The sequence below is a fragment of the Streptococcus sp. W151 genome, assembly GCF_053010205.1.
The window spans coordinates 141674-156480 of the sequence record NZ_JBRKNT010000003.1; the positions used below are offsets into that span (position 1 = coordinate 141674).

Here is a 14807-nt window from a genome sequence, read left to right on the forward strand (position 1 = left end):
AAAAGTTTCAGAAGATGGTCGAATAAATCTAATAAATAAAAATATTTCATCTTTAAAGAAGTTATTAGATTTATATAAAAGAACAGTTTGCCTACGGTCTCAACAAACACCAGAAATGGTGTTTGTTTTTTTCTATCAGTTTTCTCCAATTGATTTTCTGAAGTCTTCAGGGATGTTTGATCTATTTTTTAATTCCCGAACGTTTTTAGGAAAATTTCAGAAAATTCTTGACTTCCATGAAAATAGGAGTATGATTAGTTGTGAACTGTTGAACAAGCATTTTAAAGGAGAAGATCCGATGTCGACTAAGGTGATTCTGCTAGAATGAAGGCAGTTCAACCATAAAAATCTATAGAGCGTTGCGTCCGAAAGTCTAAACAGACACGGCTCTTTAAAAACAAAAGGAGAAGATTATGAAAACAGAACCGATTCATCGTACCAGTATGTGGAAATTTAAGTTAAGTGCTGCCACCATGACTTTGATTCCCGCTGCCGTGGGGATTAACTATGTTGCCAAAGCCTTGGCGGAGGGGTTAAAGTTGCCCGTTTGGCTGGGGTCTTTGGGAACCTTTCTTGCCAGCATGTTGGCTGGGCCGGTTGCCGGTGCCATCAGTGGTTTCATCAACAACGTGATCTATGGGCTGACCTTATCGCCAATTTCAACCGTGTATGCGATTACCAGCATCGGAATTGGGATTGCTGTCGGAGTTTTGCACGCCAATGGGTGGTTCTCGTCAGCGCGACGAGTATTTGTTTCTGCTATTATTATTGCCATCGTTTCAGCTGTCATTTCAACGCCACTCAACGTCATCTTTTGGGGTGGTCAGACCGGTATCGCTTGGGGTGACTCATTGTTTGCGGTAATGGTCGCCAATCATGCACCAGTGTGGCTGGCCTCATTTACCGATGAGTTTGTCTTGGATATTTTGGATAAAGTCTGCGTGGCCTACCTGGCATTCTTCATCTATCGTCAGCTGCCGAAGCGGATGGTGCACTTCTTTAGCGGTGATAAATGATGACTGACCAAACATTGATTTCTGGAGCGCCACGGGTCAAGCTCAAGTGGTACCAGGTGATCGATCCGATTACTAAGCTCTTGTTCATCTTGGACATGACGTTGTTGAGCTTTGCCAGTATGAATTTATTGCTTCAGGCCGGATTAATTCTTGTCGCAACACTGCTATTGTTATTTTCCAAATTGAGTTCTACCATCTTTAAGGCGCTGGGATTCAGTCTGTTTCTGATTTGCACCATGCTGATCATCCAAGGGTTATTTTACAGTCGGAATCAAACTGTGCTGTTTTCTGTGCTTGGGGTGTCGTTCTACAAAGAAGGCCTGATTTACGCCACCACTCTGGGTTGTCGAGTATTGGTGATTATTTTGACCAGTGGCTTTTTTATGGTGACCACGAGTATTTCAGAAAACGCGGCCTATTTGGAACTGTCCGGATTGTCTTATAAAACCGTCTACGTTCTGATGTCGGTGTGTTATATTTTGCCGGAAATGATGCGCAATATGCGGAAAATCCAGCAGGCACAAAAAGTTCGCGGAACCAATCCGCAAAAAACGTTGATTCAGAAATTAAAGTCAGTCCTGCCGGTTCTAATTCCATTGGTGATTAAGACCTTGGATCAATCGATGGCGCGGTCGATTTCTCTTCAACTGAGAGGTTTTGATAATCTCAACCGGACTGTCAGAACCTCCCAGCGCGTGTATCGCCTGTCGCGGACGCTGCACATTGGTCTGACTGGATTGGCAATTTTATTGATTGGGTGGAAGATATGGACGAAGATAAACGGATTGTAATTGAAAATTTGACCACTCGTTATCCGGGTACTGAGCAACCGCAACTGCGTCAGATTAACGCGGAGGTTCATACCGGCCAGGTGGTTGGGATTATCGGGAATAGCCACTCCGGCAAATCGACTTTGTGCCGTGTGCTAGCAGGGGTCATTCCCAAAATTGTGTCTGCTGAGATTGAGGGCGACTGGCACATGTTTGGTCAGCGAGTGTCCGACAATTGGCCCGTTTATAATGCCATGAATGGAGTTGTACTGCAAAATCCAGCTGGCCAACTAAGCGGGTTGGCAGACACGGTTGCCGATGAAATCGCCTTTGACTTGATTAATCAGGGAATGGCTGAAGGACTGATTCAAAAACGGGTTGAAGAAGTTGCCACGCAAATGGGGCTGATTGAACAGCTGAATTTGCGTCCCGAGAGCCTTTCCGGTGGTCAGATCCAGCGGTTGGCAATTGCCACGGCGATTGTGGCTAATCCGGCTGTTTTGATTATGGATGATCCGACCAGTCAGATGGATCCCCTTGGCCGCCGGCAATTTTTCCAATGGCTGGCCCAAGTCAAAGAGACGACTGTCTTCATTGTCACCAGTGAAATTGACGATTTGTGCGAAGTCGCCGACGTTGTGTGGGTGCTGCACGAGGGTCAAATGGTAGCCCAGGGCAGGCCGGGTGAGGTGTTTAATCATTTGGCAGCTGACTGGCAGATTCCAGCCCCGACAATCCAGCAACTTGCTCAAAAAATGGATTGGCACTTGGCTGATGGCCGGTATCCGGTGAATGACGCTGATCTGAAGGAGGTTCGTTATGTCCACAATTGAACTGAGCCACCTGACGTTCACTTATCCGGAACGGTCCTTTAGCTTGGATATTGAAGACAAACACTTCGCCGATCCGATGGTGGCGATTGTCGGCCAAAATGGTGCCGGCAAATCAACGCTCTTCAAATTGTTGACGGGCTTGCTGACACCACAAACCGGTGTGATTAAGATCGATGGAGAAAATTTTAATGATTTTAAACCAGTCGAAAAGTTACTGAAGGTTGGGATTACTTTTCAGAATCCTGACGATCAGCTTTTCAACCCGACCGTTCAACGAGAGGTGGAGTGGAGTGTCGCGCAGGTCATGGATGACCACGACACGATTACGAGGCGGGCTTTAGCGGCTCTAAAAAGAGTTGGCTTGGATGATAAAACAGCTGAAAGTCCATATGACCTGTCATTGTCGGAACGCAAGCTGTTGAGCGTTGCCACAGTTTTGGCAGTGGATCCGGCGATTTATTTATTTGATGAGCCGATGATGTCGCTTGATTGGGAAAGCCGGCGCAAGTTGACCGCAATTTTCCATCAGTTGGCAGATTCGGGCCACCAAGTTGTGACCATCACCCATGACATGGATTGGGTCGCCGCCGAGTTTGAGTCGGTGTATGTTATGGAACACGGGAAGTTTGGCTTCGCCGGCAGTCCACGGGAATTGTTCAGCGATCACGAACTTGTCCAGCGAGTGGGATTACTACCACCGCGGATTATGGACATAGCGGAGTCGCTGGGTGATTCACAGACATATTTATCGGTTAATGATTATTGCCAGAAAAATCGAGATGTATAGAAAAAGTCACCTCTGCGGGTTTTCCAGGTTGAAGGATTAACTTCAGCTTCTGGCAAGAACTCACGGTTCTTTTCTACCATTTGTCAAGTCTATCAAGGCTCTAAGTAAAAAAAGAGATAAGACAGTATCTATTCTGAGGTTACTGTCTTATTTTTAACACTTTTTGATCTATCAAGCCCAGTTCAAAAAAGAACAGCAGGAATTTGTTGCCCGTAAATTGGATGCGGTGGGATGGATCAAGTACTTATCAATTAGTGTGCTTTGGTGGTTAACCATTGGTTTCATTTACCAATCCGTTGGCGCCAATCGTCCGTTCCGTGATTCTATTACCGATGCAACCAATGGTGTTGGTCAGCTCTTGATGACAGCTGTTTACCGTGAACAATGGATTTTTTGGGCTGCTACTAATGTTTTCTCGATCTACTTGTGGTGGGGAGAAAGCCTACAAAATCAAGGGAAATACTTTATTTACTTGATCAATAGTCTAGTTGGTTGGTACCAATGGACCAAGGCTACCAAGAAAGGCTACTAGTAACAATTAAAAAAATACAAGAGGTGGGCATGTTGCTCCACCTCTTTTTGTGATATACTAGAGTAGTTTTTGAGACCTTGTGGAAAAACGCTCATTTCAAAGAAGTAAAAGGAGAAAACATGGACATCTTTTTGAGGAGTATATCCGGCATCCTGGTCATTCTGGGGATGATTTTAGTGGGCTTTGTCATAGGTGAAAAAGGCTGGTTTGATGACAAGTCGCGTGGCTTGATCGCAAAATTAGTCACTCAAATCGCTTTGCCCTGCTATATGCTCTACACCATCACACAGCGCTTCACGGCGGATGCCCTCCTAAAAATGTTACCAGAACCGCGTTTTCCTGCCCTGTCTATGGTCATTTTACTTGGCATCGCGACAGCAGTAGCTAGGATCTTTGCAGTGAGACAAGACCACCGGGGTCTCTTTATTTCCATGTTTTTTAACTCCAATACGATTTTTGTGGGTCTTCCCATTAACCAAGCCCTTTTCGGTGATGCCAGTATTCCCTATGTTTTGATCTATTACATGTGTAATACAACCTTTTTCTGGACTTTAGGGACCTACCTGATCCAGCGAGATGGCGAGGGAGAAGCTCAGTTTGATCTCAAAACGAGTCTGAAAAAAGTCTTTTCACCTCCTCTGATGGGCTTCATCTTGGGACTAGTCATGGTGATGCTGCAGATAAAGCTCCCTGCATTTCTAGCCAGTGATTTGCAGTATCTGGGCAATTTAACAACCCCCTTATCCATGATTTTCATCGGTTTGTCGGTATCTCATGTAAGCGTGAAGCAGTTGGTGCTTGGAAAAGATCAGCTCCTCATTCTACTAGGACGCTTCCTGGTTGCTCCACTCCTAATGGCGACCATTGTTTACTGGGCCCCTCTTCCAAGCTTGATGAAGCAAGTTTTTATCATCCAGTCCGCTATGCCAGTGATGACCAATGCCCCAGTCGTTGCCAGACTCTACGGAGCTGATAGCGATTACGCAGCGGTCATGGTGACAGAGACGACCCTTGCTACCATGGTGGTCATTCCGATACTCATGGTGTTGATGGCCTGATCGTTTAAAAAAAAGTGAAGCAAAAGTCTTGCTTTTCTTTTTATTTGTGTTATACTTGTTCTTGAGTCAGATACAAGTTGTCTAAAGGAGTTTATATGGATACAAAATTTTCAGTAGCCTTACATATCCTAACCATGATTAGTGAGAGTAAGGATACCTTAAGTTCTCAAGCACTAGCAACTAGCGTTGGAACCAATGCGAGTTACATTCGAAAGGTAATCGCTTTATTGAAAAATGCTGGACTAATCCAGTCTCATCAAGGAAAAACGGGCTACCAACTTAGTAAATCCCCAAAGGACATCACCTTACTTAACATTTATTTTGCCACACAAGAAGTCAGCCACATCAGCTTATTTCCCGTTCACCAAAATAGCAATCCAGATTGTCCCGTTGGAAAACATATCCAAGGAGCAGTTTCGCCACTATTTGCTAGCGCTGAAGCTCAACTTGAGAAGGAACTAGCCCACCAAACCTTAGAAGATGTCATTAACAATCTTTATAAAGATGCCAAACAAAAACGAAACTGATTTGCATGCAGATCAGTTTTAAAAAGACCATACTTGTATCTTAATTAGATACAACTAAAAAATAGAAAAGAGAAGACAATGAAAGCCGCACAACATACATCATACAACAAAAAGAATATCACACTGAACATCACAGAAGTCGCTACACCAAGTATCACAGACAAAGAAGTTTTGGTCAAAGTCACCGCTGCTGGTGTTAATCCTCTGGATAATATGATTTCCAGAGGAGAAGTCAAGATGATCGTCCCTTATAAACTCCCACAAACTGCAGGAAATGAAGTGGTCGGTATCATTGAAGAGACCGGTAGACAAGTCAAAAATCTCAAAGTCGGAGACCGAGTTTTTGGACGTTTACCACTTGATCATATTGGTGCCTTTGCAGAATACGTAGCCGTCGATAATCAGGCTCTAGCCAAGGTTCCAGACTATTTGTCTGACGAGGAAGCCGCTGCTGTGCCTTTGACTGCCTTAACCATTATGCAAGCCCTAGAACTCATGGGAGCTCAAGCTGGCAAAACCATCTTTATCTCTGGTGGTACAGGCGGTGTCGGTGGGATGGCGATTCCGATTGCTAAGGCTAAAGGTTTGAAGGTCATTACCAATGGAGCTGGAGATAGCGCTGAGCGAGTATTGAAACTAGGAGCAGATCGTTTTATCGATTACAAAACAGAGGATTATACAAAAACGGTTAGCCAGGTTGATTATGTCCTCGATACCCTTGGTGGCGCTGAGACTGAAAAACAAATGTCTATCATGAAAAAAGGTGGTCAGCTTGTGTCCCTCCGTGCGATGCCAAATGGTGACTTTGCCAAACGGATGAACCTGCCAAAATGGAAACAGATCCTACTTGGACTAGCCGGTCGCAAATTTGATAAGATGGCTGACAAATACGGCGTTCACTACCATTTTATCTTTGTGGAAAGCAATGGCGCTCAATTACAAGAGATAGCAGACCTCTTTAGCAAATTGGAAATCAAGCCATCTATCGATACAGTCTATCCATTTGAAGAAGTGAATAGCGCCTTAGACAAGGTCGCTAATGGTCGCTCGCGTGGAAAAACAGTCCTCAGCTTTAAAAAATAAAAAGGAAAACACAATGTCATATCTTACAACTAAAAATCAATACATCACTGTCCAAGGAAACAAAATCGCCTATCGCGAACTCAGCAAAGGCAAATCAAAACTACCTCTTCTGATGCTGATCCATTTGGCAGCAACCCTCGACAACTGGGATCCAAAACTCTTGGACTTGATTGCTGAAAAGCACCATGTGATTGTGGTCGACCTTCCTGGTGTCGGTGCTAGTCAAGGAAAAGTGGCTCCAACCATTCCTGGAATGGCTGAGCAGACAATTGCCTTTGTAAAAGCCCTTGATTACGATAAGATTAATCTTCTTGGCCTTTCTATGGGGGGCATGATTGCCCAAGAAATCATCCGAATCAAGCCTGATTTGGTCAACCGTTTCATCTTGGCAGGAACAGGACCTCGAGGGGGAAAAGAGGTCGATAAGGTTACAGGGAAAACCTTTAACTATATGGTTAAAGCGGGACTTGAGCGCATCGATCCTAAACGCTATATCTTCTATAACCATGATGAACAAGGAAAAATCGAAGCCTTGAAAGTTCTCGGACGAATGGGAATGCGAATCAAGGAATTTGCGGACAAAGACATGAGTGTGCCTGGTTTCTTGACGCAACTCAAAGCTATTAAACGTTGGGGGAAAGATTCTCAAGACGACCTAAGATTTATCACTCAACCAACCTTAATCGTCAACGGAGACAAGGATATGCAGGTTCCAACGGAAAATTCTTATGATATGCATGAAAAAATAAAAGATAGTAAGCTCATCATCTATCCAAATGCTGGTCACGGTTCGATCTTCCAATATGCAGAGGAGTTTTCAAAAGAACTCATTGCTTTCTTGGAGGACTAATATGGTCAAAACCATTCTAATAACCGGTGCTACGGATGGCATTGGAAAGCACTTGGCAAAGAAACTGGCCAGTGAAGGGCATCAGGTCATCCTTCATGGTCGCAATCCTCAAAAACTGGAATTGGCTACTCAAGAAGTTCGGGCCATTTCCCTGAGAGGCAGAGTTTCCAGCTACTTGGCTGATTTTTCAAAATTAGATGATGTTTATCGATTTGTGGAGGAAATCAAGCGAGACTTTCAAAGGATCGATGTCTTGTTTAACAATGCCGGCCTGTATGCAGGAAAAGAACGAAAAGCAAGTGCTGAAAATGTCGAGTTGACTTTTATGTTATCCGTTCTCGTTCCCTATCTGTTAACAACTGAGCTAAGTCCCTTGTTAGAAAAATCGGCTGACGGCCGTGTCATTAATACCTCTTCCTATATGCATCATTTTGCAAAGGTCAAGGATTTGGACTTTGGATTTGAGAACAACTATCATCCAGGATTGGCCTATAATAATTCTAAACTTTATACCATCTGGATGACACGCTATCTAGCAAGAGATTTCTTTTTAAGAGGTTCAAATACCACCATCAATGCCTATCATCCTGGCTTGATTTCAACCAACTTAGGGAATAATTCTAGTGATGAAAAAACGAAGAAGTCCCTCTTTGGACGCCTGATGAAATCTCTTTCAAAAGATCTAGATCAGGGAATCGAAACAGGCTATTATCTCACCTTATCAGAAGAAGTCAGGGGCTTGACTGGCTACTACTTTGATGAAAAGAAAGTCAAGTCGGTATCTGAAAAAGGCTACACATTTGAAAAAGCACAGAAATTGATGGATTACTGCCAAGAAAAGATTAAAATGTTTCAAGAAAAGCAGGATTTTTAATTCCTTATTGATTTCGTAACTACAAAAAAACTCAAGTTTTCATTGATAAAACTTGAGTTTTTTTAGATGAGGGCTAACAAAATGGTAAGAATCAGAGCAATTCCAATCCGAATGACATGGTGGGTTAGATGGAAGTTTTCTTTGTGCTTGCCATTCCAATAGGCTCCGTAGCAAATCAACCCACAACCAATCAGCCAAAGAGATAGTGCGACAATCGGCAAAAAGAAGTAGAGAATGAGAGAGAAGGCCGCAAGGCTACTTCCTAGAAAAAGTAGGTAAATTCCAAGGGTCTTCTTGCCCTTTTTTAATTCGGAAAGGCTGACTAATAAATGAAGAAGAGCAAAAACAAGGGCTGAGAAGACTGTGATGATGCTAAAAATGGGATAAAGTGACATAGATGTTTCCTTTCTAAGATATGATTGTCTAAGTGCTATTTTTTATGACTGGTTTTATTAAGAATCATAAATGATACTACAAGATTTAAAACGATAACCAGTAAAGTCAAAAAAGAGTAACCATAGAGTTTGACTGAAATTTCAATTTTTTTTAGAAATGCGATGGAGAATAAGCTCGTTAAAATGCCCGTTAACAAGCCAGGAACATATTTTCGAAGGACAATTGTCTGAATCAGATGTCCGAAAATATGGTAGATATAAGCAATTACAATGGTTGCGTAAATAGTATAGTTGCTAAACTGATAGCTAAGAAAAAGTGATAGAAGCAGGATCAGAAACTGCTCCAAAACAATGGCATTGAAAGTAAAAGGAGTGTAATAAGAAAGGAATCGAATATCTGGAAACCGTGCTGATAGTTTTTTGACAAAGGATGGCATCCATATGATTTCCTCAAGTTCGTGAAGCATGAATAAGGCTGGAAAGAGAAAATAAAATTGAGTGAGGGTCATTAAAAAAACTTCTTTCTAGTTTGAACCAACTTTCAGTATCTCCAAATAAAACTGGATGACCTCTTGTTCGGTGTAAGTCTTGCCTTTTTTCAACCACCAGCTAAGGGTTTCGATAAAGTGGCTGACGACCAAGTGCTTGAGATAGGAGTGAGGAATGTTGGGGTGTGCTTGAATCAGTTCGTCGGCTAACATGGGGTAGACGTCATGTTCCAGTTCTTTTCGCAGCTGCCGGATAAAATAATCGTTTTTTGAAAGCAAGAGGCTGGTCACATGGTCTTGATTTTTCTTGAAATGCTGAAAGATATGGGCTAGGTAGTCTTGGGGAGAGAGCTGATCATCTCGCTCAAAGAGGTGGTGAAAGAGTTTTTGGCAGAGTTCATCCAGCAAGAGTTCCTTACTCTCGTAATGGCTGTAAAAAGTTGAACGCCCCACATCAGCACGGTCAATAATTTCCTGAACGGTAATGATATCGTAGTCTTTTTGGTTGAGTAAGTGTAAAAAAGCATGATAGATAGCTTTTCTAGTTTTGGTAATACGACGATCCTGTGTTGTCATATGGACACTTTGAACAAATTGTTCAGTAACGTACATCCTAAACAGTTTGCCCCTATCCTTTCTTTTTAGAGTTAGAGATAATACTATTACTAGTATACCAAAGGAAGGTTAAAAAATGAGTTCAAAACGTGCTGTTTGGCTGGCTTTTTTCTTGAATCTAAGCTTTGCCATTGTTGAGTTTATTGCAGGGGGAATCTTTGGTTCCAGTGCTGTTCTCGCTGATTCTGTCCATGACTTGGGGGATGCTCTAGCCATTGGCCTCTCGGCCTTTCTAGAAACGATCTCCAATCGTCAAGAAGATAGTCACTATACCCTAGGCTACAAGCGTTTTAGCTTATTAGGGGCTTTAGTAACGGCAGTCATACTGATGACCGGATCTAGCATGGTGATTTTGGGAAATGTAAGCAAGCTTTTCCACCCTCAGCCTGTCAATGACGAAGGGCTTCTTTGGTTGGGAATGATTGCTATCAGTGTCAATGTGCTGGCGAGTCTGGTCATTCGCAAGGGGCAAACCAAGAATGAATCCATTCTCAGCCTGCATTTTTTGGAAGATACCTTGGGTTGGGTCGCTGTCATCTTGATGGCCATTGTCCTCCGATTTACGGACTGGTATATCCTAGATCCCCTCTTGTCTCTTGCTATTTCCTTCTTTATTCTGTCCAAAGCCATTCCACGTTTTTGGAGCACGCTCAAGATTTTCCTGGATGCTGTGCCAGAAGGGGTAGATATCAAGCAAGTTAAGAATGATTTAGAGCAGTTGGACAATGTCGCTAGTATCAATCAGCTTAATCTTTGGACCATGGATGGACTAGAGAAAAATGCTATTGTTCATGTTTGTCTCAAACGGATGGAAGACATGGAGGTCTGCAAAGAAGCGATCCGTGCCTTGCTCAAAGAGAGAGGCTTTCAAAATGTCACCATCGAAGTGGATGAAGACCTAGCAACTCACCGCGCCCATAAACGCAATATTGAGGAGCTGGAAGTAGATCAAAGTCATCACCACCACCATTAATGAAGAGTTGGTACGAGCAGAAGCCCATGAAAAAGTGTATACTATAGGTAAGTAAGCAATAGAAAGTAGGTCGTCCCTATGAAGAAAACAGTCTATACAAGAGCTGGGCAAGTGGGCCTTGTAGAAGTAGAACGTCCACACATCGAAGCACCAGATGATGTCATTCTTCGCATCGTTCGCACCTGTGTCTGTGGCTCTGATCTATGGAGCTACCGTAATCCAGATATTGAAGAGGGGCACCAAAATAGTGGCCACGAAGCTATTGGGATTGTGGAAGAAATCGGAGAAGCTATTACAACGGTGAAACCGGGTGACTTTGTGATTGCGCCTTTCACCCATGGCTGTGGGGAGTGTGATGCTTGTCGTGCAGGTTATGATGGGACATGTGACCGCCATATCGGCACTAACTGGTCTGATGGGGTGCAAGCGGAGTACATGCGCTTCGAGTATGCTAACTGGGCTCTTGTCAAGATTCCTGGGCAACCGTCAGATTATACAGAAGCCATGCTCAAATCCTTTTTGACGCTGGCAGATGTCATGCCGACAGGCTACCATGCGGCGCGTGTGGCTCATGTGAAACGGGGCGACAAAGTGGTTGTCATCGGGGACGGTGCTGTGGGTCAATGTGCGGTTATCGCAGCCAAAATGCGTGGTGCATCGCAAATCGTCCTTATGAGTCGCCACGAAGACCGTCAACAAATGGCTTTGGAATTTGGTGCGACAGCAGTCGTAGCGGAGCGTGGGGAAGAAGGCATTGCCAAGGTCCGTGAAATCCTTGGTGGAGGAGCGGATGTCGCTCTTGAATGTGTCGGTACCGCGGCAGCTGTCGATCAAGCCCTTGGGGTGCTTCACAATGGGGGTCGCTTAGGCTTCGTCGGTGTGCCTCACTACAACAACCGTGCGCTTGGATCGACCTTTGCCCAAAACATTTCAGTGGCAGGTGGAGCAGCCTCTGTCACCACCTATGACAAGCAGTTCTTGCTCAAGGCCGTCCTTGATGGTGACATCAATCCAGGCCGTGTCTTTACCCATAGCTATAGCTTGGACGATATTAATCAAGCTTATAAAGATATGGATGAACGCAAGACCATTAAGGCCATGATTGTCATTGACTAACAAAAAAATTCTAGTAGAGGCTGTCTACTAGAATTTTTTTGTAGTGAAATCAGTTCTTACTTCAAATCCGACATCACTTGTTTCTTGGTAAAGGTGCGTTCTTGTTTATTGGCTAGGGCCTTGATACGCGCATCTAAAAGGATGGCCCGACCTTCGGCACTTCGGGTATAGACCAGGTCGTACTTACCCAGGCTCTTTCGAATCTGCTCGACAAAGGCTTGGGCCTCTTCTTTACGTTTGTCAAAGAGGCTTGGCACGGCGAAATATTCTGTCTGGTCGGATACTTTTTCCTGGGCTTTTAGGATGTAACGCTGGTTTTCAATCGGTGCGAAAAATTCGATCATGGTTTGCGAGAAGACTTCTTTCTCTCGCATGGTTCCGCCCTTCATATAGATCAGCGTGTTGATGGCATCCTTTCTATCTCGGACCACTTGGATGCGGGTCTCCTGGGTTTGAATCTGGCCAGAAATGAGTAAAGCTTGGTGAATGGCCTGGCCAAAAACTTCTAATCGTTTATAAGGGCTCTTATAGAGATAGTAGCGGAGCCAAGCAAGGAGTGCGAGAACAGCTAAGACGAATAGAAGAATAAGAGAAGCTGTATTCCATCCACCTCTATGTGAATAGTAAATCAGGTTGGCGAAAGAATCGGTCAAAGTAGCGGCCGTCAGCCAACGAGCTAGCTTTCTAGCATCAAAAAATAGGGCCAGGGGCAGGAAGTGTTTATCCACTTGGACCTCGTTTGCAATCTCCATATTCTCCAGAATCGGAAGAGCTTTTTGCCAGCCATCCCGGAGTTCTTGACGATGGGTAGAGCGCTCTAAGGTCTCTTCGTTGAGTTTCTGTAACTGTCTTTTAGTATAGCGGATATTGTCAAAGGCCAGACGCTCGATACCGGATTCGATAAAGGGTTTCTTGTAGTGGAGGCCTAAAAATTGCTTCATCCGTCTTTCTAAGAGCTCCAGATCAGGACTGTATTCTTTCAGCTGATCAGTGATGGCTTCGATCTCTTCCTTTTCAAGATCTGACTTTTCATACCATTTCTTTAAGGAAAGATTGATGGAGACCAGATGCCAGATGTTACTGGTCTTGTCTGGATCTTGGGGCCACACTCGAATGGCACGGCCTCGCATTTGGTTGCTGAGCATAAAGCTACCGACAAAGCTCGCTAGGATTAGGGAGTTGACACAAGGAGCATCCCAGCCTTCTCCTAGAAGAGACTTGGTTCCAATCACGACTTGGATGAGTCCCTCTTGAAAGAGCTGGGTCACAGCTGTCACCAAATCATGTTGCGAACCAACCAAGCGAACCTTGAGAAAGTCATCAGGGGATAATTGGCCGACACTTTGGTAAGTCAGCCGATTCGCTCCTAGAAGCTCTTCTAGTCTTGGCTTAGCAACTGTCGGGATGATAACGATACTACCTGTTAGGACAGCGATGGCAGGAGGAGTCGTTAGCTCTATGCTTTCTCTGCGAATGGATTCAAAATACGAGAGCACTCCCAATTGAGTGAATTGGGCCTCCTTGTCCCCTAGATGAACTTCAAAGTCTTGACGAATGTAGTCTGTTAAGACCAGTTGGCGCAGTTGATTTCCGAGGGCCTGGTATTCCGCCTTGAAAATCTCTCGAACCGCATTGAGTTTTCCCAGGGATTGGTTGAGCAGGAGGTCTTGTTTTTTATTGCGGACCAGTTTGACTTGTTTTCGATCGATCAAGCTCGCTGCTTTTAATTCATGGAGGACTTGCTTTTCGTATTCTTCTGGTAGATTGTACCAGTGGGGAACCTGAAAGAGCAGACCTTGCAGGAGAATTTCAAGCCAGTCCATGGTGAAAGCAGGTAGTTTTTTAGCTCCTAAAAGGTCCTGGAAACGTTTAGGAAAGGCGATTCCCCTGCTTCGAAGAAAAATCAAGGTAGCAGAGAGATACTTGGGTTCATTAAGCAACTCATCATCACTAATCTGACCTGATAAGGCCTGACAGGATTGCAGGTATTGACAAAAGAGGGGGTCTGAAGTCAGTTGCTGCAAGAGAGTGTTCTTTTGTTGGCTAAAGGCATCCAACTGAGCCTGCTCTTCCTTGGTTGGAAAGGCAAAGAAGACATAGTCCTGATGGGGACAAAGGGTCTCTTCCTTGACCAATTCAGGAACCGTAATTTCCTCATCAATCTCGCCACACATGCGGATATACCGTTCCCAAAGGGCAGGGTCCCCTTCATAGGGAGGGGTAGCGGTGAGGGAGATCATCTTTAAGTCAGGGAAGGCTTGACGAAAGGCTTCCAAGCTCTTCCACCACTCATTGCGCAAGTGGTGACATTCATCTAAACAGAGGGTTCCAAGTGAGATGTCTTTGAAAGTAGTAAAGATATCAAAGCCTTTGAAATCAAAGGTTTCAATCTCTGCCTGGTCATCGGTATCTTCAGCTTGCGATTGACCAACGACTTGGTTCATGGCGCTGTGGAGGGCCTGATAGGTAGCCACAGTAATCAGCTTAGGATGTTTGAGGTCCTGAGAGATCAATTGCTCCACTTGGCCTTCATCTTTCAAGAATGCTTGGATAATCCGGTCGACCCATTGCTGGCGAATCGTGACTGTAGGTGCCAAGATAAGAGTTGGTTGCCCAAAACGTCGGATAAATTCGATACCCAAGGTTGTTTTTCCGGAGCCAGGAGCCGCTACCAAATGCAGGTGACCATCCGCCATAAAAGCGTCACTCTTATCGAGAACGCGTTTTTGGTAGTGTCTCCATTGACCTGTAAAAGCTAGTTCTTGTAACATAGGTTTCCTCCCTTGTACTGTCCCCATTATAACATAGCGAAGGACAAGAATCTTTTGGTAGAAGCTGAAGATTTCTACTTTCTAATGAGAATGGCAAACAGGAATCATTCGGACAGAGC

15 protein-coding genes and 1 pseudogene are annotated in these 14807 nt (G+C 44.3%); 12 read left to right on the plus strand and 4 right to left on the minus strand.

All coding sequences use genetic code 11. The features are described 5' to 3' along the window. The first annotated feature begins 413 nt into the window (after positions 1–413). From ACVC7Q_RS06825 to ACVC7Q_RS06870, 10 genes and pseudogenes are all read left to right on the plus strand, one after another. Complete coding sequence (locus ACVC7Q_RS06825; RefSeq protein WP_021153833.1) at positions 414–1016, plus strand: hypothetical protein; 603 nt, start codon at positions 414–416, stop codon at positions 1014–1016. Next, positions 1016–1807: an energy-coupling factor transporter transmembrane component T gene (locus tag ACVC7Q_RS06830; RefSeq protein WP_175062049.1), complete on the plus strand. Its 792-nt coding sequence runs from the start codon at positions 1016–1018 to the stop codon at positions 1805–1807. The genes ACVC7Q_RS06825 and ACVC7Q_RS06830 overlap by 1 nt, the downstream gene beginning before the upstream one ends. Continuing rightward, positions 1783–2619: an ABC transporter ATP-binding protein gene (locus ACVC7Q_RS06835; protein ID WP_447265316.1), complete on the plus strand. Its 837-nt coding sequence runs from the start codon at positions 1783–1785 to the stop codon at positions 2617–2619. The genes ACVC7Q_RS06830 and ACVC7Q_RS06835 overlap by 25 nt, the downstream gene beginning before the upstream one ends. Next, a complete protein-coding gene (locus ACVC7Q_RS06840; protein WP_447265317.1) occupies positions 2606–3406 on the plus strand; it encodes an energy-coupling factor ABC transporter ATP-binding protein in 801 nt (266 codons plus the stop codon). Before ACVC7Q_RS06835 ends, ACVC7Q_RS06840 begins: the two co-directional genes overlap by 14 nt. 166 nt (positions 3407–3572) lie before the next feature. Then, positions 3573–3938: pseudogene (pnuC, locus tag ACVC7Q_RS06845) on the plus strand (nicotinamide riboside transporter PnuC); the annotation flags it as partial. A 119-nt stretch (positions 3939–4057) separates the two neighbouring features. Then, positions 4058–4996 carry an AEC family transporter gene (locus ACVC7Q_RS06850; RefSeq protein WP_447265318.1) on the plus strand — a complete coding sequence of 313 codons (939 nt, stop codon included), beginning with the start codon at positions 4058–4060 and terminating at the stop codon, positions 4994–4996. Between the two features lie 95 nt (positions 4997–5091). Then, complete coding sequence (locus ACVC7Q_RS06855) at positions 5092–5523, plus strand: Rrf2 family transcriptional regulator (RefSeq protein ID WP_447265319.1); 432 nt, start codon at positions 5092–5094, stop codon at positions 5521–5523. Positions 5524–5601: 78 nt separating this feature from the next. Then, complete coding sequence (locus tag ACVC7Q_RS06860; protein WP_447265320.1) at positions 5602–6606, plus strand: NADP-dependent oxidoreductase; 1005 nt, start codon at positions 5602–5604, stop codon at positions 6604–6606. Between the two features lie 13 nt (positions 6607–6619). Beyond that, complete coding sequence (locus tag ACVC7Q_RS06865; RefSeq protein WP_447265321.1) at positions 6620–7456, plus strand: alpha/beta fold hydrolase; 837 nt, start codon at positions 6620–6622, stop codon at positions 7454–7456. Position 7457: 1 nt separating this feature from the next. Beyond that, positions 7458–8330 carry an SDR family NAD(P)-dependent oxidoreductase gene (locus ACVC7Q_RS06870; RefSeq protein WP_447265322.1) on the plus strand — a complete coding sequence of 291 codons (873 nt, stop codon included), beginning with the start codon at positions 7458–7460 and terminating at the stop codon, positions 8328–8330. Between the two features lie 62 nt (positions 8331–8392). Here the strand turns inward: ACVC7Q_RS06870 and ACVC7Q_RS06875 are convergent, their stop codons facing one another. From ACVC7Q_RS06875 to ACVC7Q_RS06885, 3 genes are read right to left on the minus strand one after another with little or no spacing between them, the layout of a single operon-like run. After that, positions 8393–8725 carry a glucuronide permease gene (locus tag ACVC7Q_RS06875; protein ID WP_447265323.1) on the minus strand — a complete coding sequence of 111 codons (333 nt, stop codon included), beginning with the start codon at positions 8723–8725 and terminating at the stop codon, positions 8393–8395. 35 nt (positions 8726–8760) lie between these two features. Further along, positions 8761–9234, minus strand: coding sequence for an HXXEE domain-containing protein (locus ACVC7Q_RS06880; protein ID WP_447265324.1), 474 nt, complete (start codon positions 9232–9234; stop codon positions 8761–8763). A gap of 15 nt (positions 9235–9249) precedes the next feature. After that, the gene (locus ACVC7Q_RS06885) at positions 9250–9789 is read right to left on the minus strand and encodes a TetR/AcrR family transcriptional regulator (RefSeq protein WP_447265325.1); all 540 of its coding nucleotides are present in this window, start codon (positions 9787–9789) and stop codon (positions 9250–9252) included. 115 nt (positions 9790–9904) lie between these two features. Here ACVC7Q_RS06885 and ACVC7Q_RS06890 point away from each other — a divergent pair, with 115 nt between their 5' ends. Further along, complete coding sequence (locus ACVC7Q_RS06890; protein ID WP_447265326.1) at positions 9905–10801, plus strand: cation diffusion facilitator family transporter; 897 nt, start codon at positions 9905–9907, stop codon at positions 10799–10801. 78 nt (positions 10802–10879) lie between these two features. Continuing rightward, positions 10880–11917: a zinc-binding dehydrogenase gene (locus ACVC7Q_RS06895; RefSeq protein ID WP_447265327.1), complete on the plus strand. Its 1038-nt coding sequence runs from the start codon at positions 10880–10882 to the stop codon at positions 11915–11917. A 56-nt stretch (positions 11918–11973) separates the two neighbouring features. Here the strand turns inward: ACVC7Q_RS06895 and ACVC7Q_RS06900 are convergent, their stop codons facing one another. Then, positions 11974–14688, minus strand: coding sequence for a DEAD/DEAH box helicase family protein (locus ACVC7Q_RS06900; protein WP_447265328.1), 2715 nt, complete (start codon positions 14686–14688; stop codon positions 11974–11976). Positions 14689–14807: the final 119 nt, after the last annotated feature.